Genomic DNA, 21266 nt, shown 5'->3' on the forward strand with positions numbered 1-21266 from the left:
TTTTTATTCACCCTTTTTTGGTGTGTTAAATAGTTCTTTTGGTGCGGGTTTGAGCTTTGGTGCAGAGCCGAATACGACAGGTGCAGAAATATATCTGAACTCTCCTTTTCCATCCATGCTGCGGCCATGTGCCCATCTGCCTTGCTTACTTTCTTCCCCTCTTGAGAAGTTAAACAAGTCATAGGATACTTGCTGTTTTTCTAGTGAACGAGGGAAGGTGGTTGGTACGACGACATCCCCTTCTCGCTCTTCTAATTCTTTAATTGCGGCAAGCCACATATTTTGATGGTATGTATCACGAGCAATGAGGAAGGAGAGCATATCTTTGACGCCGCGGTCATCTGTCATTTCGTAAAGTCTTGTGACCTGAAGGCGGCCCTGGGCCTCTGCATTTAAATTGGCTCTGAAATCCGCCATTAAATTTCCGCTTGAAATGATGTATTTGGCATTCCACGGGTATCCTTGACTATCCGCTGCCATTGCCCCTAAACCTGCAACAATCGCATGCTGCGGGTTCATTCCGCCCATGACAGCTGCAAGTGCAGGATCACTTTGGTACGCCTCTTCTTGTTCCTTAACTGGTGCATTATCAAGTAAACGCGCAATCATCGTTGCCAGCATTTCGACATGACCAATTTCCTCTGTTCCCACGTCAAATAATAAATCCCTATATTTTTGATCTGCCCGGCAATTAAAGCCTTGAAATAAATATTGCATCATCACGCTGATTTCACCATATTGACCGCCTAATACTTCTTGTAATTTCTTTGCATACACCGGATCAGGCTTTGAGGGCTTTGCTTCATATTGCAATTCTTTGATGTGATAAAACATGATGTCATCTCCCTTATCATTAAACATCTTTTCAATTATCACTATTCAACCGCAGCTCTCTTTATGAAAATGATATGAATACATAAAAAAGAGAATGGCTTATGCCATCCTCTTTTTTATCTTACTTATTCAGCACTGACTAAAATTTTCACTTGATCTTTTTCATTGATTAATGCATGGAAGCCATCCTCGATCACATCGTCCAGCTTGATTTTTTTCGTGACGAGTGTGTCTGCAGAGAAATAGCCTTTTCTCATTAAGTTTAATACAGATGGGAATACGTCTCTGTAGCCGATAATTCCTTTTACTGTACGTTCTTTAATGACAATGTCATTCGGCATAATTTCCGCGCCTTTTTCCCAAATGCTTACAATCACTGTTTCTCCTGAAATTCTAGTTGATTGGATTGCTTGCTTCAATACAACAGGTACACCTGTCACTTCAAAAGAAACATCGACGCCACCGTTTGTACGGCGAGCAATTTCTTGAACAACATCTTCATACTGAGATGGATCAACAATGATCGCTCCAAGCTCTTTTGCTTTCACTTGGCGCTCTTTTGATAATTCAACTGCATAAATATCAGTAGCACCAGCTGCTTTTAATGCTTCAATGACAAGTAAACCGATTGGTCCGCAGCCAAACACAGCCGCTGTATCCCCAGCTTGTACTTTACTAGAACGAACCGCATATAAAGCAACTGCAGAAGGCTCGACAAGCGCGCCTTGCTCATATGAGATTTCGTCTGGTAATAAATGAAGTAATTCTTCATCGACTGATACATATTCAGAGAATCCACCGCCGCCTCCGGCAAGCCCTAAAAAGCCCATGTTTTCATCTAAGTTATAAGCACCTTGATGTCCGTGAGTTGCAAAAATAGGTTCAACAACCACTCGGTCGCCTACTTTGTAATTGCTCACGCCTTCTCCTACTTCAACAACTTCACCAGAGAACTCGTGTCCCAGTGTAACGGGTGCTTTTTCTTTTGTAAGTGGATGAGGTTCATTCACAGGAATGAAGATCGGTCCGCCTAAATATTCATGTAAATCACTACCGCAAATGCCGCACCATTTTACTTTCAGTTTCACTTTTCCTGGAGCAACTGTTGGTTCATCAATTTCCTCTAGTCGAATGTCCTTTTGATCGTGCCAGCGTAGTGCTTTCATTTGTAAGACTCCTTTTCTCATCAATTTAATTAACTTACTTAAATAATGATAACATAATTTTTTTAATTTTCTAAGTAGGATGCACTATTTTTTTGGCAGTCAATGGACGAAAGATGACAAAACATAGCAATAGACAGATAAGAAGCATACATAGACACCCGATGATGACGGAAATTCTGATCGATAGAATATGAGCGAGTCCGCCGAATATTCCTGTCATGGTCATCGTCAGAATGGCTTCAACCAAAGCATAAAAGCTGGCTACCCTCCCCATCACCTCTACGGGGATATTTGTTTGATAGAACGTCATAAAACCTGTATTCGCAAATGCTAAAAAGAAGGCTAATATAAAAAATCCACCGGCGGCTGCAACTAGACTGCTGGAAAATGCATAAATAAGATAGCCAAACGCCACAAACAAACTGCCGATTCCAAGCATCAGCGAAACTGACAGCCTTTCGACAATGACCGAATTAAGACTTGCCCCTGCGATAATACCCGCTCCAGCTATACTGACAAGAAGGCCATATTGTGTATCAGTCAGCATCAATACTTCTTTTGCAAAGGCTGTTTCAAGTGAGTCTATGGCCGTAGGAAGGACCGATATTGCGGCACTAAATAATAAATATACCGTCATGATTTGGCGTGACGTCAGACTAAAACGCAGAACAAGCTTTGCATCCTCTTTTAACATTGAAAGGGAAAACCGCTTTTGGGCAGCATCTGTTTTGAGCAAATTCGGTAAACACATCGTTAACAGAGCAGATATCAACAGGCAGATGGCATTTACATAAATTGAAAGAACAGGAGTCCCAATGAGAAAGAGCAGACCTGCTGCTGCGGGCCCAAGTAAAAATCCACCGGATTGTAATAAAGAGCGAATGGCATTAAACCGTTTTCGGTTATCCGCCGGGATTAGTCCTGTCATATACACCATCGACGCTGGATGAAACATCGCTTGTGCCATCTGTATGAAAAACACCATGACATACAGAATGAGCAGATGTCCTGAAAATAAGGCAAAAGGGATGCATGCAATGAGCAGAGCACGGGTAATATCTAAACTGATCATCACATTCCGCTGATTCAGCCTGTCAACCAAACTGCCGGACCAGCTATTGGTCAAAAGAGCAGCAGCCGGTCTTAGCAAATAAACTGCTGTTACAGCAAGTACAGAGCCCGTTTCTTGAAAAATAAGAAGATGGAGGGCAATCATATAAATCCATTCTCCTATGTTCGCAATCCCGATGGCTCCAAGTAAAATACTCATATCCCGCCAATGTTTTTTCATCATTGTCCCCCCTATTTGTCATAAAAAAAATCCCGCCTCCAAGACATGTCTGTCTTGAGGACGAGATTTACTCCGCGTTGCCACCTCAGTTCATTCATCTGTTGCCAGATGAACCTTAGCGGGTGATTATTCACCCTTCTCTGTAACGGGAGAAGTTCGCTGCACCACCATCCGAAGGAATCCGGTGCAGAGCTAAGAGGCTTGGTTCCATCATGCTCCCCAGCTCCTTCTCAGCTTCACGGAGTTCTCTGTGTGGGGCAGCTATGATGTACTCTTCTCTATTTGCGCTGTGTCTTTTTTTCATCACGATCTTCAGCTGAATTGTTACATATTGTACTGCGCCCCGATCAAAGCGTCAATGTTTTTTTCATGTTAATCCGCATAAATCATTTTCCTAGTCATGCCGCCATCAACAACCAAATCTGTGCCGTTCACAAATTGATTGTCTTCATCTGTTAAATAAAAACAGGCTTTCACAATATCCTTTGGCGTGCCGACTCGATTGGAAGGATGCTGCTGATGGTCAATTTCTCGAAGACTTTTCTCATCTTTCGTTTCAATCCATCCAGGTGAAATGCTATTTACCGTAATGTGATCCTGACTAAAAGAAACTGCCAAGGCATGAGTAAGTGCGGAAATGCCGCCTTTTGATGCAGCATATGCTTCTGTATGAGGCTCTGACATGGTCGCACGGGTAGATGAAATGTTCACAATAGAACCGCCGTTTGGATTCTCTTTGATATAACGTGCTGCTTCTCTAGCGCATAAAAAAGTCCCTCTTACATTTGTATGCAGCACATGATCCCACTCATCGACCGTTAACTCATAAGGCGATGCAGTGCACATGACGCCGGCATTATTAATGAGAATATCAATTGTTTTGCAGTGCTCCGCCGCAAACGACATTAAGCGCTGAATATCCTTCTCCTGTTTCACATCTGTTTTAATGAAATAAACTTCAAAGGACTCTTTTCTCAGCTGCTCCTCCAAACGCTTCCCCTTCTCTTCATCTATATCCGCAAGCACCACACGCGCCCCTTCTTTTGCATAACCGCAGGCGACCGCTTCACCAATACCATTGGCTGCGCCTGTGATGATGACGGTTTTATGTTGAAAATTCATCATTCATCCAATCCTTTCTCCATGAGATGTTGTCGTCTATCATATCATTTTGAGGAATCTCGGCACAAAGCTGAATTTGTATGACTAGATCAACTGATCAAAGAGGATCACCTGCTTCGTAAAATTGAGCAGTAATTGATTTTTCATTTATCGTAGATAAAGTAAAAACGTATTATAGCGAAATCAAAGGTCGTCCATCTCTTGATTTGTTGTTATTTAGAGTCTAATTGAATATATAAAATGATTAAGATTTAGGAAGTAGGATGTTGTTCTTGTCCCATTTCCATTTCATTCGTTTTTTTAACGTCTTTACTTTCAAAGAATAACAAAAGCAACTGACTCGAAACATTTTCGTTTAATCTTCAGTTAAACGACCATTTTGCCAAAGCTGTTGATAATACGGATGAGTTTTTTGTAATTCTTCATGTGTGCCTTGACCTGACAAGCGTCCGTCTTCAAAGACAAGGATTTGGTCTGCACTTGTAATCGTGGATAACCGATGGGCGATAATGATGGTCATCCGGTTTTTCGTTAACGCTTGAAGAGCAAGCTGCACTTCACGCTCTGATTCGTTATCTAAGTTCGATGTCGCCTCATCAAGTAATAGGATTCTCGGATTTCGTAAAATCGCACGAGCTATCGCAATACGCTGTTTTTGACCACCCGAAAGCTTAATACCTCCTTCACCAACCTCTGTATCGAGGCGTTTATCCAGCTGCATGACAAAATCATAGGCATAGGCTGCTTTTAATGCGGCAAGTACCTCTTGTTCACTTGCTCCATTCGTCCCGTACATGACGTTGTCACGAATCGTTCCGTTTAATAACGGTGCATTTTGACTTACATAGCCAAACAGCCCACGCCACTCTGTTAAATTAAATTGCTCAATGTTTTCTTTGCCATACAATATCGCACCTGATGACACGTCATAAAAACGTTCAATAAGGGAGAACATGGTCGTTTTCCCGCCACCACTTCGGCTGACAAAGGCCGTTGTTTCATTTGGCTTTAACGTAAACGTCATACCTTTTAACACGTACTTTTCGTTGTACTTAAACGACACATTTTCAAAAAGAATCGGCTGTGACGCAGCAGTTACCGGTTTACCGTCTTGGACTTCACGCTTCTCATCTAGAGCCTCGACAATACGCTCTGTTGCGCCAAGTGTTTTTTGTAAATCAGTAAAGAATGTCGCCATTTGTGTAAATGGCATAATAATTTGTACTAAATAAATCATGATTGCCACAAGCTCGCCAGAACTAATGGCACCTGAAGCAACCTGTGAACCGCCATACCCAAAAATCGCAATGATCACAACCATCATGAGCAGCGTCATAAGTGGTGAAAGAATCGCAACAATTTTTGCTTCTTTTAATCCGTACTTGTACAGCTGCTGAATTTGCTTTTCTCCGCCTGCTAGCTCTTGCTGCTCTGTTTGCGAAGCTTTCACAAGGCGAATGTTTGTTAAAATTCTCCCTAATCGTCCGCCAAATCCTGCCAACTCATCTTGATTGGCTTTCGAAATCGCGTACATTTTTTCCCCTAGCGGATACGTCACAAAAATTGTGAGTGGTACGGCGATCAGTAGCAGCAGCGTCATTTTCCAGTCAATCCATAGTAAAACAACGATTGCACCGAGTATCGCGAAAAGCCCCGATACAAACGATACGAGCTTTTCCGTTACAAACTCCTTTACGACGTTTGTATCCTGCGTAATTCGACTCATCGTTTCGCCAGATTCATGTGCATCGTAATATGTTAATCGTAAATGCAGCATATGCGCCCATACTTCTGTTCGTAAATTCGCGACAATTCCTTCACCTAAACGACGCATCATATAAAATGTAACCGCACTAAGCATCGCCTGTACAATTAAAACACCAATGACTGGTAAGAGTGACGTTAATGCAAAACCAGTATCTGAAATTTGGTTAATAAGCTTCATTGTGAGTAGTGGCACAGCAAGTCCTGCTGCCACCTCTACGATACTTATAAAAAATAAGAGAACTAATTGACTATTCGCCATTTGACTGCGCTTCATCAAAATCCAAAGCTGTGAGATTTTCCCTTGCATTATGATTCACTGCTCACTTTCGTCATGACCTTTTCAAAACGGAAAAACTCATACTCTTCATCCGATTCCGGCTCTTTGCCTTCAACATTAGGTCCTGGGTTGCCTTGGTGATAAAACTCAACAATTTTAAAGCCGCATTTATTCACGTAAAAATGAATATTACGCTTTTCAAAATATGGTGTGTGCAGCTCCCAAACCTTCGTCTCTGGGAACGCTGCTTCTATCGCTTCCCACATTTTAGTTCCAAGACCTTTGCCATGTGCATTTGCCCTTGTATACAGGAAGTCCACTTCGTTTCGCTGGGTTTCGTTATTCATTTTCAATACGACACCACCAATTCTTTCGGCGTTTAGTAAAAGTTGACGTACAACCGATTCTTTAGCAGTAAGTGAATGATTGAAATCTTCCTCAGACGGGATTGGTCCCATTTCTGCCGGATCTTCCGCATCTGTAAAACGATCTTGTAACCCTTTCGTAAATGCCTCTAGTAATTCTGCCTTAAATGCTGCTAGCTCGTCCTGCGGTACAGGTGCTAACGTCATTTGTTGATTTAGTTTTGTCATTTCTAAAAAACCCTTTCTTTTAAACTGATTAAAATATTCGACCAACTGTTAAAAATAGCTCACTATAATGGCCTAGACTCCGTATTTTCGAATCCAACCTTCCGCCTTATTACTCCATTTCATTGAAAAACCCAACCATTTACCAAGCCAAGTTCGTAGTAGTCGAATGTTAGGTCATGTTAAGTTCACAAGAAATAGTGTAAGGTATGGAGTAACTCTAGAGTAAAGAAAGAAATAAAAAATATATTCGCAGAAATAATTATCAGCTAAACCTCTTATGTAAAGCGACGAGAAAATAGGTTGGTCGGTACCAACGGAGAAACTTTACGAGCAATCTACGCCATTTTTTTAAAAAACTTGGGATTAAAATACGGTATTGTGTATGCAAAAGGAGATGACTTAAATGAGGAGTCTGGAGATGTGAGTTGCCTATTTGTCGCCTATATGACCGTCAGCAAGAATGAAACCAGCTGGGTTCTATGAGATTATTTATCATCAAGGACCTTATGAAGAAACCTTAGAAAGTATCTCTTTCGTTGATATGTATTGTATATTCAATGTGAATTCCACAATAAAGAGCCGTCCCATTTATGGAGCGGCTCTTTATTGTTAAACATTTATCGAGAAACCAATACCATTGGCTGCGCCTGTGATGATGACGGTTTTCCCTTTAAAATGTAGCATATGATTAATTTCTTTCAATGACTCGTATGAATGATTTACTTTTACCCTTTCCTGAAAAGAACAATCCAGTCATCCACCTCTATTGATTCTATCTGATCCTCTGTCATGTTCAATCTATAATATTGCTTTATTTTCTCGTTAGCATCTAACATGTATTTTGTAACGATCTCTTCTTCCTTTAAAGTTTTCGTTGTTCGCTTGACCCATTCTTGAAAAGGGTAACGTTTTTTTCGTTCCATTGATCTTACTTCTTTTATTCCCTCTTTATAAAACAATTCCCGCCATTGTTCTGTAGATAGACAGGACACATGACTTGGGTCTCTCAATCTTTCCAGCTCATTGATAAATAGTGCAAGCTCTTCATCATTTGGCGAAACATTATCAATAAAGAAAAACAGACCATTTGGCTTTAATACGCGAGATGCCTCTTTGGCAAACTGTTGAGGGTGCGGGAAATGGTGTGCTGCAATTCGGCATGTGACCACATCAAATGTGCCATCTAAAAAAGGAAGGCTTTCTGCATCCGCTACTACATAAAAAATTTGGGGATACGCTTTTAAATGAAGTGATGTATGAGAAAGCATCTCTTTCGTTAAATCCGTCGCAAATACTTGATTCACATATGGAGCCAATGCTTTTGCGGTATGCCCGCCACCAGTTGCTATATCGAGGACGATCCAGCTTTCTTTTGGAGCTGTCCATTCAACGATTAGATCCAGGTCTGCTCCCTTTGCATGAGTTTGACTCGTCACATACTTTTCTGCATTTCTCCCAAATTGTTCTACAACCCTTCTTTTGGCTTGATCTGAATTCATCTAATTCCTCCCCTTTGAAATGGATTTGTATAGTCTATGTGATTTTCCACAATAAAGAGCCGTCCCATTTTATTGAGCGGCTCCTTTCATGTTAAAAATTATCGAGAAAGCATCCCGTGCGGGTCAATGACAAATTTCTTCGCCACACCCGAATCAAAGTCACTATATCCTTTAGGGGCTTGATCAAGGTCAATGACGGTCGCATTGACGGCTTTAGCGATCTGTGCTCTGCCGCTTAAAATGGATTTCATTAGACTGCGATGATATTGCATAACAGGGGTTTGACCTGTCACAAAGGTATGAGCTTTCGCCCAGCCAAGTCCAATTCGCACTTTCAGAGAACCGACTTTTGCATCGGCATCCACTGCTCCTGGATCTTCTGTGACATAAAGCCCTGGAATTCCAAGCTTGCCGCCAACTTTGGTAATATCCATAATCGTATTTAAAACAGTTGCTGGTGCTTCTCCCTGGTCTCCATGACCTGAAGCTTCAAAGCCGACACAATCGACGGCACAATCAACTTCTGGCTCCCCTAAAATATTCGTGATTTGTTCGCCGATTCGATCATGTTTTCGTAGATTGATCGTCTCACAGCCGAAGCTTCTTGCCTGTTCCAGTCTTTGCTCATTCAGATCTCCAACAATCACAGCAGATGCGCCAAGAAGCTGAGCCGAATGTGCTGCTGCAAGACCTACCGGCCCAGCACCTGCAATATATACGGTCGAACCAGGCTTTACTCCAGCCGTATAAGCACCATGAAAACCTGTCGGGAAAATATCGGAAAGCATCGTGAGATCAAGTATTTTTTCCATCGCTTGATCTTTGTCTGGAAATTTGAGCAGCTGAAAATCTGCATATGGAACCATGACATACTCGGATTGGCCGCCAACCCATCCGCCCATATCTACATATCCATAGGCAGAGCCTGGGCGGTCCGGGTTTACATTTAAGCACACATGGGTTTTTTGTTCCTTACACATGACGCAGCGTCCGCAGGCAATATTAAACGGAACGGACACGAGGTCCCCTTTTTGAATAAACTCCACATCTCGCCCAACTTCCACGACTTCACCTGTAATTTCATGACCAAGGACAAGCCCTTCAGGTGCAGTCGTACGCCCTCTCACCATGTGCTGATCACTTCCGCAAATATTCGTCGTCACTACTTTTAAAATGACGCCATGCTCACATTTGCGCCCCACATTGGCTTTAGGTACACCCGGGCCGTCTTTTAAGACCAAATCAGGGTATCCAATATCCTCAACTGCTACTTTTCCTGCTCCTTTATAAACGACACCTTTGTTTCCCGACATGATTTCATTCCTCCCTTTTGTTTAAAAATGAAGTCTCTACAATTTTCTCTATTTCTTAAGCAATTTCCTTCTTCAAACAGCACATTATGTGAAAAAGAAGGAGGCACATGTCTATGTGAGAAAGAAAAATGTGTCTTCCAGCGAAATAAAAAAGAAAATATTGAAAAAAAAGCTAAACTTTTGCAGAACGGTGTCGATATAAGAAATAAGCCAGACAGGTATCCTTAATCGACAAACAAATTCCTTATATATACTATCATTCCTTACACACCTGGCTGGCGCCTATATCACATACAAAAGGCTCTTCATAAGAAGAGCCTTTTTTTATTTTTACATTCGATTGCAGGCAAAGAGGCTCCTCTGACAAAGAGCCTCTTTTTTGAGTGCTTGTTCATTACCTGGGAAATATTTTCATCATTTTAAGGCTTTGATACAAATGTATGTATCATAGTGATAAACCGAGACTTCTCTAAAGTGATATGCTGAAAACAGACGGCTGATCTCTTCTTCACTGTACGATGAAAAAGATGTTGACCGTTTTTGTTCGTTGATCAGCTCCTGCTTTTGGAAGGATAAAAATACTTCTCCATCCACTTGAAGGACGCGGTACACTTCCTTCATGACTTGCTCAATATCCTTCAAGTAATAGATCGTCTGCACCGTAAATAATTTATTGAATGATCTGTCTTCAAAAGGTAATTGCTCAGCCTTACCAAGCGTAATAACGGCTTTGTCCTGTTCCGCAAGCTTCTTATGTTTTCTTTTTGCATATTTAATCATATGACGAGAGGCATCCACTCCATATACTTTTCCGCGGTCAAGTTTTTCAGCTACCTTTGATAAGGTGATGCCTCTTCCAGTCCCAATTTCTAAAATTCGGTCATTTTCTTGTATATTTAAGAGTTGAAGCGTCCATTCATTGATATTATGATGATTTTTTTCCATATAGCGGGCAACCCATTTTGAGAACAAGCCTTTTGGTTCCCTCATTTGTTTTCCAATCCAGCTTTGAATCAATGTTAACACCTGCTTTTCACCAGTAAATAAACTATTTACAAATTTTCTTACTTTTCATATCGGCTCTCACCTAACAAAAATTAAGACCTAGTCCTAATTTATTTGTCTTTTATAAGACGCTCCTTTTCAGAAAATGTTTCGCAGAAAGTGAAAATTATTTTTTAACTTGAATAGGCGTTTTCATTATTTGTGCTCAGATTGATTTCGTTTTCTGCATGAGCTGCATAATTTATAAATGTATCTTGATTAGATAAAGGTGGTGCTAGATTATGGGCTTTGGCGGTTATTCTGGAGGCTACTGCGGTGGCTACGGTGGCGGTTTTGCAGGCGGATTCGCATTGCTTGTTGTACTGTTCATTTTGTTGATCATCATTGGTGCAAGCTGGATTTGCTAACGTAAAAGGAGCAGGAAACGTCATGGTTTCCTGCTCCTTTTCTTTAATACCAATAAGTCCGGTACTGATACATATAACGTCTGAGCATTTCCTCTTGCTCTCTTTGCATGCGGTATGGATTGCCGTATCCGTGCTTTAAGGAATGCGGAATAGATGCATACCCGTGCCCCACAGACGGAAATCTCATATATGGTGACATCGACATTCATTGATCACCTCACAATCACCTTTTACGGTATCATATGTGCAGGTGATCAATGTGGAGCGTGTCTAAACCTGGTCCTTCTCCATCGTATAACAATCAAGCATGGCTAGCATCATAAACATGTCAATCTCCTCCTTTTCACATTTTTCATTTCCTGTTTTAGTTCATATACTTTAGTTGTTTCTGTTTCATTTCTTCATAAATTGTTTCGACTTCTTGTTCGTAAAGAACGGTCTCAATGTCCTTGTATTTCCGCTTAATCGTCAAAGTAATAAAAAATAAATGGATTGTCATATACGCTCACCTCCCTTCAGTTCGCAGCACGCGAAATAGCCCGCAGATCTTCTTTATCAGTTGACCTGCGGGCACACAAAAATGCAGATCAAAAGACAGTGTCTTCCAACCTGCAATGGATGATACGTGTGAAATCCTCGTTTACTTAAACAGTTTTGAAGCGTGCACCGTATAAGGCAAAGGAAGGACACGAACTCTTCCACAGGCTGATGACATGATGAAATTGTTGGTTGAATTGATCACAAGTAGATACGAATAACATATTCTTCAGCCTCCTTTACGTTTTTTTTTAATTACTTTGTAAGTATATCCAGCAAGCACCATTTTGTAAACCTGTTTTTAGTCATATAGGTGATTTTTGTGTTTTTGACTAAATTTCTACAGTTATTCTTGTCTGATTATCCAATACAATAAAAAAAGCCTCCTCAGGCAAATGAGGAGGCTTTCGAATTAATCTTCATCTAATTCTTGCAGTTTCTTTTGAAAGAAAATCGCGCGTTTAACACAAACAAAAGCTGCTAATAAGAAAACACAATCTATTCCCATCATCAGCATTTTTGGAGATGCTTCGATGTGCTGGTTCGGTAAGATCGTACCAATATATAAAAAGGTGCTGACAGCAAGCAAAATAAAAGCGTACTGCTTGTAATCTGTCACTAAATCACTCCACTTTTTCTTCACTTGTTTCACCTTCCAGTTATCAATGTCTATTCATAGCTTAACATAGTGAGAGAAAGCGAGGAGCATGTAAATCTATCCATTCGCCAGTGCGCTTAGTCCTTGCTTGATATCATGTAGTAAATCATCCACATCTTCAATTCCGACGGAAATACGAATTAAACCATCTGTGATGCCAAGCTCCTCCCGGCGGTCTTTTGGAATGGACGCATGGGTCATCCGGGCAGGGACAGAAATTAAGCTTTCAACCGCTCCAAGGCTTTCTGCGATTGTAAACAGCTTAAGCTGGCTTAAAAATACATCGACATGTTCTTCTTTTCCAATATCAAAAGAGATCATGCCGCCGAAGCCGGATGCTTGTGTTTTCGCAAGTTCATGTCCAGGGTGAGTATCAAGACCTGGATAATAAACACGTGTGACGGCTGCATGTTGCTTTAAAAACTCAGCGATTTTCTGTGCATTTTGTTGATGTGCTTCCATTCGTAGTCCAAGCGTTTTCATCCCTCTCATGAGAAGCCATGAATCCTGCGGTCCAAGAATTCCGCCTGTCGAGTTTTGAACAAAGTGCAGTTCTTCTCCAAGCTCTTTCGTCGCTGTGACGACAAGCCCGCCTACAACATCACTATGGCCGCCTAAATACTTAGTCGCACTGTGCAAGACAATGTCTGCGCCATATTCAATCGGCTTTTGGAAATACGGTGTGAAAAATGTATTGTCGACAATCATCAAGATGTTGGCTTCCTTTGTCAATTCGCCGATGGCTTTTAGATCTGTCATTTTGAGTAAAGGATTGGTTGGCGATTCAATGTAAACGGCTTTTGTTTCAGGTAAAATGGCTTTTTTCACTGCTTCAGGATCACTTGTGTCAACAAAGGTTGCAGTAATGCCAATGCGGTTTAGCACCTTTGTGATGACGCGGTAGGTTCCGCCGTACACGTCATCTGTCAGCACAATATGATCTCCGCTGTTAAACAGCATCATCACAGCCGTAATGGCTGCCATCCCTGAACCAAATGCGTAGCCGCTTGCTCCTCCTTCAAGATCACGAATGACTGTTTCCAGGGCAGTTCTTGTTGGATTTGCTGTTCTGGAGTATTCATACCCCGTATGTTCGCCTGCTTTCGGCTGCTTATAAGTACTTACTTGGTAAATCGGCACAGACACGGCGCCTGTTCTTTCATCACCCGTTGTTCCGCTGTGAATCATCATTGTTTTTGGTTTCATGCTATTTTCCTCCCTCATAAATTCCTTTACTTAAATATCGCTCACTGCTGTCAGGAAAAATGGTGACAATGACTGTCCCAGGTGCTGCTTTCTTTGCTTCCTCTAAAGCGGCATATAAAGCGGAACCAGAAGAGCTGCCGATGAGAATACCTTCTTTTTCAGCTGCTTCTTTCACCATTTGAAACGCATCATCATCACTGACAGTGTAAATCTCATCAAATAAAGCCTGCTCCATATAATCTGGGATAAATTCAAGGCCAATTCCTTCCGTTCTATGCGGACCCGGGTCCCCTCCATTTAAAATTGATCCTTCAGGCTCCACAACCACTGTTTTTAACGACTGATTCTGCTCTTTAAAATAGGCGGCACAACCTTGAAAAGTTCCGCCAGATCCTGCTCCCGCCACGAATACATCGATATTCCCTTTTAAGTCGGACCATAATTCGGGACCGAGCGTTCTGTAGTAAGTCAATGGATTTACTTGGTTTTTAAATTGTAAAACACAATAGGCATTGTCAAGGCTTGCCTCTAATTCAAGGGCTCGATCAATCGCACCTTTCATGCCTTCTTTTCTCGGCGTATGAATAATCTCTGCACCGAGCGCCTTCATCAGTTGTTGTTTTTCTTGACTAAAATGTTCTGGTACACAAAAAATGGTCTGCAATTGATGCTTTCTTGCACTTAGGGCAAGCCCAATTCCTGTGTTTCCAGCAGTTGCTTCAATAATAGTTCCGCCTGGACGCAGTTTGCCAGATGCTAATGCTTCTCTGATGAGCATGTCACCTAAACGATCCTTAATACTTCCACCTGGATTCATCATCTCAAGCTTTGCATACACCTCAACGCCTTCTGGGACGCCAATCCCTGACAGCTTTAAAAGCGGTGTGCGGCCAATTAATTCAGTAATATCCTTTATGACAGCCATATGATTCCCTTCCTTTGCATGGAAAAGAAGGGGGAAACCCCTTCTTTTATTGTGTTTGCTTTATCATACGCAAGACAAGGTCGGTTGAGTGAATCGCTGCTTGCTCAAGGAATTGATCAAAGGAGATGTTGGATTCTTTCCCTGCTATATCTGATAGCGCACGAACGACAACAAATGGCGTACCAAAGAGCTGGCAGACCTGTGCAACGGCTGCGGCTTCCATTTCCACCGCATATAGCTCTGGAAACTTCTCTCTCACAAACGCTACACGATCCGGATCATTCATAAACGAATCTCCTGTTGCAATCGTTCCTTTTGCCACTTGAATATGATCAATTTCTAAAGCAGATTCTTCTGCCAGCTTCACAAGCTTTTCATCTGCAATGAAAGCAGCTGGAAGTCCCGGCACTTGTCCATATTCGTAATCAAAGATGGTCACATCTACATCATGATGTCTCACATCAGTAGAGATGACAATATCACCTACATTTAATGAGTGGTGAAAACCGCCAGCAGATCCTGTATTGATCACATAATCTGGCTGAAAGCGGTCAAGCAGTAATGTTGTGCTGACCGCTGCATTTACTTTTCCAATCCCTGATTTTAATAAAATCACTTCTTTATCTTCATAAACACCTGTTGTAAATTCACACCCAGCAATGTTTTCTTGTGTAGCATTTTTTAGTTGATCTCTTAAAATCGTCACTTCTTCTTCCATTGCACCTATAACTGCGATTTTCAAATCAAAAACATCCTTTCATTCCCTTTTCTTCGCTTCTACGATCCAAACAAAATCATTCATTTGATGAAAGGACGTGCTAAAACCTTCTTCTTCAAAGATTTGCTTTAACACATCAATGGATGGATAATATTCCGTTTCTAAATCCTCTGCAAGCTGATCGAACCCTGCGGCTCTCGCTTTGTCGATCTGAGCTTGATGTGCTGCTTGATTTTGAAACATTGTATCAGCAAAAACTATTTTACCATCTGAGTGAAGGATGTTGCTATAGGTGTGAATGGCTTGTTTTTTTTCTTCATCCGTTAAATGGTGGAATGCATATGAACTGACGATCGTATCTGGCTCAAAAGGCGGCGCTGGAAATGATAAAAAATCCCCATCATGAAATAGATCTGGCAGTCCTTTTTGAAGAGCCGCTTTCTTCATGGCATCTGATGGTTCAACACCAAACACGTTTTTATCAGCTGCAAGGAGCAGCGCTGTTAGATTCCCCGTACCGCTTCCAAACTCAAGAACATTTTGGCCTGAAAGGCGGACAATCTCTTTTAAAATAGCCGGATACCGGCGAAACACTTCTTTATACTGCTCGTCATGACCACTTACCGTGTCGTCATAAGAGTCAGCCCAATGATCAAATAAAGAAAGAAATTCACGTCCCATTTTCTTTCCCTCCACTTTATCTATTTATTCCTATGCGTATAGTATGTTTTATTCCGTCGAACAGTTCCTATCCTACCACAACTTCTGTTTCTTTCCTACTAAAAAATACTGGGAGAGACAGAAAAACATTTGCCCTTCTGAAGGAGAGAGATTAAGATGAATGAAGAGTATAGAGAGGTGAATCAAATGGATTTTCAGCTGGATTTTTTAAAGGATAAAATAGAATTTTTTGAAGCAACATCTTTAAAAGAACTTGAACAAAAGATCCAAAAACAAATTGAACATAATCAGGCGATTCTGCTGACTGTTCATTCTGTCAGTCATCAAACGACTGTGATCGATGAGCGGATTTTGTATACAGCAGTTGTTCATTTTAAAGCGAATGTCTAAACAAAAAAGATAGCATATCTGCTATCTCAGCGTATAGACAAACCCTCGCATTCGTTGTCAGTTCTGCGTGCCGGTGCTCACGAATGTCAAATTCGCTCCGCTCCAGTACTCGTCCTTCCTAGACTGCAAAGGTTTTCTATCACGCTGAAAAGAAGACAAAGGGCTAAAATAAACATCATTTTAGCCCTTTGTCAACAATCTGCTATCTTTTTTCGTGTTTATCTTAATTTTTCAACCTTCACAGGTTTCCAGCCTTTTTCATCTACCCACGTAATTTCCACGCGGTAGCGTTCACCTGTTGATTTATCACGGATAGTTCCTTTTGCATCTTGAGGACCTCCGTTATTTCCTAACCAAAGAACGGTCATTTGATCTTCTGAAATTCCTGTCGCATAGGACATGGCTTTGATCATTTCTTTCCAGTCTTTTGAGCTGGAATCATAGGTTGCTGTATGTGAACCGGATTGCTCTGTTCCTACAGGCTCCCAGTCATCATTTTCGTATGTTTTGTCTACATCACTCGTTTTGCCGCCATCTGTTTCTTTGGCGTCTTTTAACGCATCTTTATTAGGTTTTTCTTCATCATCTGTCTTCTTCGTTTCGTCGTCTTGATCAGATGAATCATCTTTTTTTGCATCTGAATCATCGGATGTGTCTTTCTTTGGATCTTTCACATCTTCTTGTGAGTTTTGTTTATTTTCACTTGTTGCAGGTGCCGTTTTTGATGGCGCATCCGCTACATCAGGATCTTTCGGCTTATTAAAAATTAACAAACTCGATGCGACAACCAAAATAAGCACCACAACGATACCAATTAATATGTTAAGCACCATATTTGCCTTTCTGCGCTTATCACGATGTTCAAATCGAGAATTTCTACTCAAAATCTCTGCACTCCTTTGCCTCTGTTCCCTAAGTCGTTACTATTCTAACATGTCATGAAGGGATGTTCTATGTCTGTTTCTTTTCAATTTCATTGACCTTTTTTACAATATCATAAAACGCATCATTTGTCTTAGCCCGGCCACTTGTCTCATCTAGGTGAACAACGACAAGGGCGTATTTTGGTTTTTCTACCGGAAAGTATCCAGCAAACCACTTATGATAAAGCGGATTCCCCTTTTTGTCTTGACTGCCGGTTTGGGCAGTACCTGATTTTCCCGCTACATCGTATGGCAAATCTTGAAACCTTCTTCCGGTTCCCTTGTCAGAGGTCACCACCTGCCTTAAGAATTTTTGCAGCTTTTGAGCTGTATAGCGGTCTATGCTGCCCCCTTCAGGCCGTTTGTTTTGAAAGGACAGCATGGTTGTTCCGTTTTGATACAGCACTTTTTCTGCGATTTTCACTTCTTTTCGTTCTCCTCCTCTTGCGATCGTAGCCATCATATTCGCGATTTGCAGAGGCGTCGTTTTGACATTTTTTTGTCCTATCGCGGTTTGTGCAATAGCTTTTTTGACATGCTTGTCTCTTTTATCTCCCCACACACTGCCTGTTTCTTCACGATCAAACTGTTTGAAGTGCTGCTTATGATAGACATCCCCTTCCCAGCCAGCTCGATCTATGAGTCCAAGCTTTGCAGCCGTCTTTTCGATGATTTGATCATCTGTTTGAATGAGCCTTTCAGCAAGTGTCGCAAAGGTATAATTGCAGCTCTCAGAGAAACTGTCCGTCAGATTCAGCACTTCCTGTTTTCCTTCAGGCTCTCCATATAAATTCTTTCGACAGTCATACATGGTTTGTGGCTGGTCAAGGTTTTTTTCGATAGCTGCGGCAAGTACAGCCGTTTTAAAGACAGAGCCTGGTGCAATCGCTGTCAGCATGTAATTTCTTGCCTCATGCCGGTTTTTACTTGTGACATTTGGGGTACTCGCCATCGCGAGTACACTGCTTTTTTCAATGTCGAGCAGAACGGCACCGCCTTTTTCAACGCCTTGTTCTTTGAGCACCTTCTCCATTTCAGCCTGCATGTCTTCATCTATCGTTGTCTGTACCTGAAGTGGATAAAAGGAATGAGCTTCTGCTGTATATTTGACGTCCATACCGAACAAAGGGTTTCCCCTTCCATCCACATGATATAACAATTTTGTGTCTTGCTCGGGTAATAGAAATTCGTCAAAGGTGCTTTCCAGCCCAAATGTGCCGATTTCAGTACGTATGGAAAGCTCTTTTTTGTCAGGATAACGCTTTCTCAATAGTTCTGGATTTTCGCTTGTGAAGCCTAGTGTGTGGAGGGCAAGTCTTTTTTTGTCCTTCTCTTTCATATATACGCCGTACACACCTGAATATTTCATATCATTGATGTCTTTCAGCTTTTTTTTCGTGATGTCATCTTTTAAAATGAGAGGTTTTTTCGTTTCTGTTAACTGTTTTTTGAGTTCATCCTCTTCCATCTCAAGAATAGAGGCGGTTTGCTGTAAGCGTGGAAGATCATATTGCAGGAAAGGAAATAAGATAACCGCAGGCTGTTCTTTTGTAAGAAGTGCTTGGCCGTTTCGATCTAAAAACTCACCGCGCCCGTCTGAAATAACGACTTCTTCTGTTCGCTGTTTGACACTTTCTTGTATTAAATTGATATCAAGCTTTGAAAACGATTCTGTAAAGAACAGCTGAATTTCTGCCAGTCTCATCAGAAGACCGAGCAATAGTATAAAAATAATCGCACCTGTCCATTGAATTCTTCTTTTTTTGCGCATAAAAACACCTCGTCCCTATTGTGGACGAGGTGTTTACCTGATAAACGTGATTAAGAAATTTTTACAATTTGGACGAACATTTCTCCGCCAGGTGTTTGAACGGTTACTTTGTCGTCTACTTGTTTACCTAAAAGGCTTTTTGCAATAGGTGAATCGTTTGAAATCTTGCCTTCGAACGGATCAGCTTCTGCACTTCCAACAATTGTGTAAGACTCTTCTTCCCCGTCTGGTAATTCAACGAATGTCACCGTTTTACCAAGTGAAACCACATTTGAGTTTCCTTCATCTTCGATAATTTTAGCATTACGAATCATATTATCAAGCGTTGTAATACGGCCTTCTACAAACGCCTGCTCTTCTTTAGCAGAATCATATTCCGAGTTTTCAGAGAGGTCTCCAAAACTTCTAGCGATTTTAATACGCTCTACAACCTCTTTACGTTTAACCGTTTTCAAATATTCAAGCTCTTCTTCTAATTTACGTTTTCCTTCTTCTGTCATTGGAAATACTTTCTCTTGTGCCATGAATCATTCACTCCTTCTATTAATCCTCATCATACAAACTTTCTGCACGTGAGTGACGACTGAAATATACAAGAATGAGGACATGTTCAGGCCCTCATTCCTTCTGTACCATATTCGTAAAAGTCCATCTTACATGGCGTCCCTTTTAGATGCAACTATTATGCCTTTTATTAGACAGGACCACTCGCAGCGGTCTAAAATCGCACAAACTGTGGAAAGGCACAGGAAGCTCCTGTACCTCGTTCGGCCATTTCGATCATATGTAGAAGAATAGCTTATCCATTCTCCATCTTCCAATACATAATATGGTCAGTGTACGATATGTCTATGCTATATTATTACAAAATTGCATTTTGATCAAGAATTGTTTGAAAATTTGTGATGATTTGTTTGTCGTTTTTTTAATATACTTTTTCAACTTCATTCTTTCGCTATGTGGTAGTGATTTCTCCATCTCTTCTTTTCTTCATTGTTTTCTTATCATATCAAACCCTTAAGATTTTTTCCGAGAATGCTGCTTTAATAAATGTTCACACATAATTAACAAATATTAACAAGGAAATATTTGGTTTTTATTGAATTTTATCAATGCAAGACCAAATACATGCTAGGGAGTGTTTTAAATGAACATGAAGAAAACAATTGTTTCTGTTCTATCCATCTCTACCTTATCTTTTTCACTAATGGGCATGGCTTCCGCCAAAGAAACAGCGGATTTCACAGTCAATAGCAGCTCTTCTGGATTTCAAACTTTAGATGTGATTTCGATTCAAGATTACAGTGTATCTTTAAGAGTTGGTGAGCAATACTCGGTCTATAATTCTGCAGCTACACGTTATTGGACAGATAAACAGAGTGTAGCTTCTGTTAGCTCTAATGGAATAGTGACCGCTCATTCACCTGGCAAAGCCACTATCACTCTTTATAAAGGGACGTCTGTCTTAGGACAAGTTTTCGTGACTGTTTATTAATATGATGCTGAAAAGACCTTTACACTGTAAAGGTCTTTTTCTTCTCCACCATTTACTCTGCTCGGTTTTGAAGAATCGTTTGAATTTTTGTCACCATTAAGTCTATCGCCACATGGTTTTGGCCGCCTTCTGGGATGATGATATCGGCGTATCGTTTCGTTGGTTCAATGAATTGATTATGCATCGGTCTGACAACAGATACATATTGTTCAATCACAGAATCGATCGACCGGCCTCTTTCCTTCGTATCGCGTAAAATACGGCGGATGATGCGAAGGTCTGCATCTGTATCAACATACAGTTTAATATCCATTAAATCTCTCAAACGTTCGTCTTCGAGCGCAAAGATACCTTCAACGATAATGACATCCTTCGGCTCAACATGAACCGTCTCTTCTGAACGTGTGTTTAGTTTAAAATCATATATTGGTTTTTCAATGGATTCATACCTTAAGAGCTGTTCCAAATGCTCAAACATCAGGTCATTGTCGAATGCAAGCGGATGATCATAGTTCGTGAGCAGGCGTTCTTCAAATGGCATATGACTTTGATTTTTGTAATATAAGTCTTGCTGAAGCATGAGGATGGAATGTCCTTTAAATTTTTCATAGATCGAATTGGTGACGCTCGTTTTACCTGAACCCGAGCCGCCAGCAATACCAATGACAACTGGTTTACTCCTCATGTG

22 protein-coding genes and 1 pseudogene are annotated in these 21266 nt (G+C 41.1%); 3 read left to right on the plus strand and 20 right to left on the minus strand.

Annotation, left to right across the window (positions count from 1 at the left end; all coding sequences use genetic code 11):
* Window positions 1-3: 3 nt before the first annotated feature.
* The 9 genes from NST65_RS11915 to NST65_RS11955 form a co-directional block, all read right to left on the minus strand.
* Window positions 4-834 carry a manganese catalase family protein gene (locus NST65_RS11915; RefSeq protein ID WP_024427904.1) on the minus strand — a complete coding sequence of 277 codons (831 nt, stop codon included), beginning with the start codon at window positions 832-834 and terminating at the stop codon, window positions 4-6.
* Between the two features lie 125 nt (window positions 835-959).
* Window positions 960-2000, minus strand: a complete 1041-nt coding sequence (locus NST65_RS11920; protein WP_024427903.1) for a 2,3-butanediol dehydrogenase — start codon at window positions 1998-2000, stop codon at window positions 960-962.
* Between the two features lie 70 nt (window positions 2001-2070).
* Complete coding sequence (locus tag NST65_RS11925; RefSeq protein WP_111926417.1) at window positions 2071-3291, minus strand: MFS transporter; 1221 nt, start codon at window positions 3289-3291, stop codon at window positions 2071-2073.
* Between the two features lie 372 nt (window positions 3292-3663).
* Window positions 3664-4413: an SDR family oxidoreductase gene (locus NST65_RS11930; protein ID WP_111926593.1), complete on the minus strand. Its 750-nt coding sequence runs from the start codon at window positions 4411-4413 to the stop codon at window positions 3664-3666.
* A 355-nt stretch (window positions 4414-4768) separates the two neighbouring features.
* Window positions 4769-6487 (minus strand): ABC transporter ATP-binding protein, encoded by a 1719-nt coding sequence (locus NST65_RS11935; protein ID WP_046311874.1) that lies wholly within the window; start codon window positions 6485-6487, stop codon window positions 4769-4771.
* The gene (locus NST65_RS11940; RefSeq protein ID WP_046311876.1) at window positions 6487-7050 is read right to left on the minus strand and encodes a GNAT family N-acetyltransferase; all 564 of its coding nucleotides are present in this window, start codon (window positions 7048-7050) and stop codon (window positions 6487-6489) included. Before NST65_RS11940 ends, NST65_RS11935 begins: the two co-directional genes overlap by 1 nt.
* A gap of 725 nt (window positions 7051-7775) precedes the next feature.
* Window positions 7776-8549, minus strand: a complete 774-nt coding sequence (locus NST65_RS11945; RefSeq protein ID WP_046311880.1) for a class I SAM-dependent methyltransferase — start codon at window positions 8547-8549, stop codon at window positions 7776-7778.
* A 98-nt stretch (window positions 8550-8647) separates the two neighbouring features.
* Complete coding sequence (gene fdhA / locus NST65_RS11950; RefSeq protein WP_024423097.1) at window positions 8648-9862, minus strand: formaldehyde dehydrogenase, glutathione-independent; 1215 nt, start codon at window positions 9860-9862, stop codon at window positions 8648-8650.
* Window positions 9863-10276: 414 nt separating this feature from the next.
* Window positions 10277-10879 carry a class I SAM-dependent methyltransferase gene (locus NST65_RS11955; protein ID WP_034279979.1) on the minus strand — a complete coding sequence of 201 codons (603 nt, stop codon included), beginning with the start codon at window positions 10877-10879 and terminating at the stop codon, window positions 10277-10279.
* Window positions 10880-11199: 320 nt separating this feature from the next.
* Between NST65_RS11955 and NST65_RS11960 the strand changes: the two are divergent.
* Window positions 11200-11274 (plus strand): annotated as a pseudogene (locus NST65_RS11960) (YjcZ family sporulation protein); the annotation flags it as partial.
* A gap of 43 nt (window positions 11275-11317) precedes the next feature.
* Here NST65_RS11960 and NST65_RS11965 read toward each other — a convergent pair.
* From NST65_RS11965 to NST65_RS11995, 7 genes are all read right to left on the minus strand, one after another.
* On the minus strand, window positions 11318-11473 hold the full coding sequence (locus tag NST65_RS11965) for a hypothetical protein (protein WP_223251019.1): 156 nt from the start codon (window positions 11471-11473) through the stop codon (window positions 11318-11320).
* 165 nt (window positions 11474-11638) lie between these two features.
* Window positions 11639-11773, minus strand: coding sequence for a YrzI family small protein (locus tag NST65_RS11970; RefSeq protein ID WP_065214597.1), 135 nt, complete (start codon window positions 11771-11773; stop codon window positions 11639-11641).
* Between the two features lie 450 nt (window positions 11774-12223).
* A complete protein-coding gene (locus NST65_RS11975) occupies window positions 12224-12454 on the minus strand; it encodes a YrhC family protein (RefSeq protein WP_034279976.1) in 231 nt (76 codons plus the stop codon).
* A gap of 72 nt (window positions 12455-12526) precedes the next feature.
* On the minus strand, window positions 12527-13675 hold the full coding sequence (locus tag NST65_RS11980; protein ID WP_024423100.1) for a bifunctional cystathionine gamma-lyase/homocysteine desulfhydrase: 1149 nt from the start codon (window positions 13673-13675) through the stop codon (window positions 12527-12529).
* Between the two features lies 1 nt (window position 13676).
* The gene (locus NST65_RS11985) at window positions 13677-14600 is read right to left on the minus strand and encodes a cysteine synthase family protein (protein WP_041118087.1); all 924 of its coding nucleotides are present in this window, start codon (window positions 14598-14600) and stop codon (window positions 13677-13679) included.
* A gap of 46 nt (window positions 14601-14646) precedes the next feature.
* Entirely contained in the window at window positions 14647-15342 is a 696-nt protein-coding gene (gene mtnN, locus NST65_RS11990; RefSeq protein ID WP_024423101.1) for a 5'-methylthioadenosine/S-adenosylhomocysteine nucleosidase, read from the minus strand.
* Between the two features lie 15 nt (window positions 15343-15357).
* Window positions 15358-15999, minus strand: a complete 642-nt coding sequence (locus tag NST65_RS11995; RefSeq protein WP_024423102.1) for a class I SAM-dependent methyltransferase — start codon at window positions 15997-15999, stop codon at window positions 15358-15360.
* A gap of 186 nt (window positions 16000-16185) precedes the next feature.
* On the opposite strand from NST65_RS11995, the gene NST65_RS12000 reads away from it, so the two are divergent.
* The gene (locus tag NST65_RS12000; RefSeq protein ID WP_024423103.1) at window positions 16186-16389 is read left to right on the plus strand and encodes a YrzA family protein; all 204 of its coding nucleotides are present in this window, start codon (window positions 16186-16188) and stop codon (window positions 16387-16389) included.
* 218 nt (window positions 16390-16607) lie between these two features.
* Here the strand turns inward: NST65_RS12000 and NST65_RS12005 are convergent, their stop codons facing one another.
* The 3 genes from NST65_RS12005 to greA all read right to left on the minus strand — a co-directional run bounded on the left by NST65_RS12005 (window position 16608) and on the right by greA (window position 19607).
* Complete coding sequence (locus tag NST65_RS12005) at window positions 16608-17273, minus strand: YrrS family protein (RefSeq protein ID WP_025092411.1); 666 nt, start codon at window positions 17271-17273, stop codon at window positions 16608-16610.
* Window positions 17274-17340: 67 nt separating this feature from the next.
* On the minus strand, window positions 17341-19083 hold the full coding sequence (locus NST65_RS12010; RefSeq protein ID WP_111926413.1) for a penicillin-binding protein 2: 1743 nt from the start codon (window positions 19081-19083) through the stop codon (window positions 17341-17343).
* Window positions 19084-19133: 50 nt separating this feature from the next.
* The gene (greA, locus tag NST65_RS12015) at window positions 19134-19607 is read right to left on the minus strand and encodes a transcription elongation factor GreA (RefSeq protein WP_008358505.1); all 474 of its coding nucleotides are present in this window, start codon (window positions 19605-19607) and stop codon (window positions 19134-19136) included.
* A 623-nt stretch (window positions 19608-20230) separates the two neighbouring features.
* Between greA and NST65_RS12020 the strand changes: the two genes are divergently transcribed.
* Entirely contained in the window at window positions 20231-20578 is a 348-nt protein-coding gene (locus NST65_RS12020) for an Ig-like domain-containing protein (protein ID WP_034279955.1), read from the plus strand.
* 52 nt (window positions 20579-20630) lie between these two features.
* On the opposite strand, the gene udk is transcribed toward NST65_RS12020, so the two are convergent.
* Window positions 20631-21263: a uridine kinase gene (gene udk, locus NST65_RS12025; protein ID WP_024423106.1), complete on the minus strand. Its 633-nt coding sequence runs from the start codon at window positions 21261-21263 to the stop codon at window positions 20631-20633.
* Between the last annotated feature and the right edge of the window lie 3 nt (window positions 21264-21266).

This window comes from Bacillus sp. FSL P4-0248, assembly GCF_038593305.1.
In the GTDB taxonomy this organism is placed as follows: Bacteria; Bacillota; Bacilli; order Bacillales; family Bacillaceae; genus Bacillus; species Bacillus safensis.

Excerpts from the sequence above, each read along its gene's own strand:
- NST65_RS11915 (WP_024427904.1), bottom strand. The coding sequence starts at position 834 with ATGTTTTATCACATCAAAGAATTGCAATATGAAGCAAAGCCCTCAAAG.
- NST65_RS11920 (WP_024427903.1), bottom strand. The coding sequence starts at position 2,000 with ATGAAAGCACTACGCTGGCACGATCAAAAGGACATTCGACTAGAGGAA.
- NST65_RS11925 (WP_111926417.1), bottom strand. The coding sequence starts at position 3,291 with ATGAAAAAACATTGGCGGGATATGAGTATTTTACTTGGAGCCATCGGG.
- NST65_RS11930 (WP_111926593.1), bottom strand. The coding sequence starts at position 4,413 with ATGAATTTTCAACATAAAACCGTCATCATCACAGGCGCAGCCAATGGT.
- NST65_RS11935 (WP_046311874.1), bottom strand. The coding sequence starts at position 6,487 with ATGCAAGGGAAAATCTCACAGCTTTGGATTTTGATGAAGCGCAGTCAA.
- NST65_RS11940 (WP_046311876.1), bottom strand. The coding sequence starts at position 7,050 with ATGACAAAACTAAATCAACAAATGACGTTAGCACCTGTACCGCAGGAC.
- NST65_RS11945 (WP_046311880.1), bottom strand. The coding sequence starts at position 8,549 with ATGAATTCAGATCAAGCCAAAAGAAGGGTTGTAGAACAATTTGGGAGA.
- fdhA (WP_024423097.1), bottom strand. The coding sequence starts at position 9,862 with ATGTCGGGAAACAAAGGTGTCGTTTATAAAGGAGCAGGAAAAGTAGCA.
- NST65_RS11965 (WP_223251019.1), bottom strand. The coding sequence starts at position 11,473 with ATGTCACCATATATGAGATTTCCGTCTGTGGGGCACGGGTATGCATCT.
- NST65_RS11970 (WP_065214597.1), bottom strand. The coding sequence starts at position 11,773 with ATGACAATCCATTTATTTTTTATTACTTTGACGATTAAGCGGAAATAC.
- NST65_RS11980 (WP_024423100.1), bottom strand. The coding sequence starts at position 13,675 with ATGAAACCAAAAACAATGATGATTCACAGCGGAACAACGGGTGATGAA.
- NST65_RS11985 (WP_041118087.1), bottom strand. The coding sequence starts at position 14,600 with ATGGCTGTCATAAAGGATATTACTGAATTAATTGGCCGCACACCGCTT.
- NST65_RS11995 (WP_024423102.1), bottom strand. The coding sequence starts at position 15,999 with ATGGGACGTGAATTTCTTTCTTTATTTGATCATTGGGCTGACTCTTAT.
- NST65_RS12000 (WP_024423103.1), top strand. The coding sequence starts at position 16,186 with ATGGATTTTCAGCTGGATTTTTTAAAGGATAAAATAGAATTTTTTGAA.
- NST65_RS12010 (WP_111926413.1), bottom strand. The coding sequence starts at position 19,083 with ATGCGCAAAAAAAGAAGAATTCAATGGACAGGTGCGATTATTTTTATA.
- greA (WP_008358505.1), bottom strand. The coding sequence starts at position 19,607 with ATGGCACAAGAGAAAGTATTTCCAATGACAGAAGAAGGAAAACGTAAA.
- NST65_RS12020 (WP_034279955.1), top strand. The coding sequence starts at position 20,231 with ATGAACATGAAGAAAACAATTGTTTCTGTTCTATCCATCTCTACCTTA.
- udk (WP_024423106.1), bottom strand. The coding sequence starts at position 21,263 with ATGAGGAGTAAACCAGTTGTCATTGGTATTGCTGGCGGCTCGGGTTCA.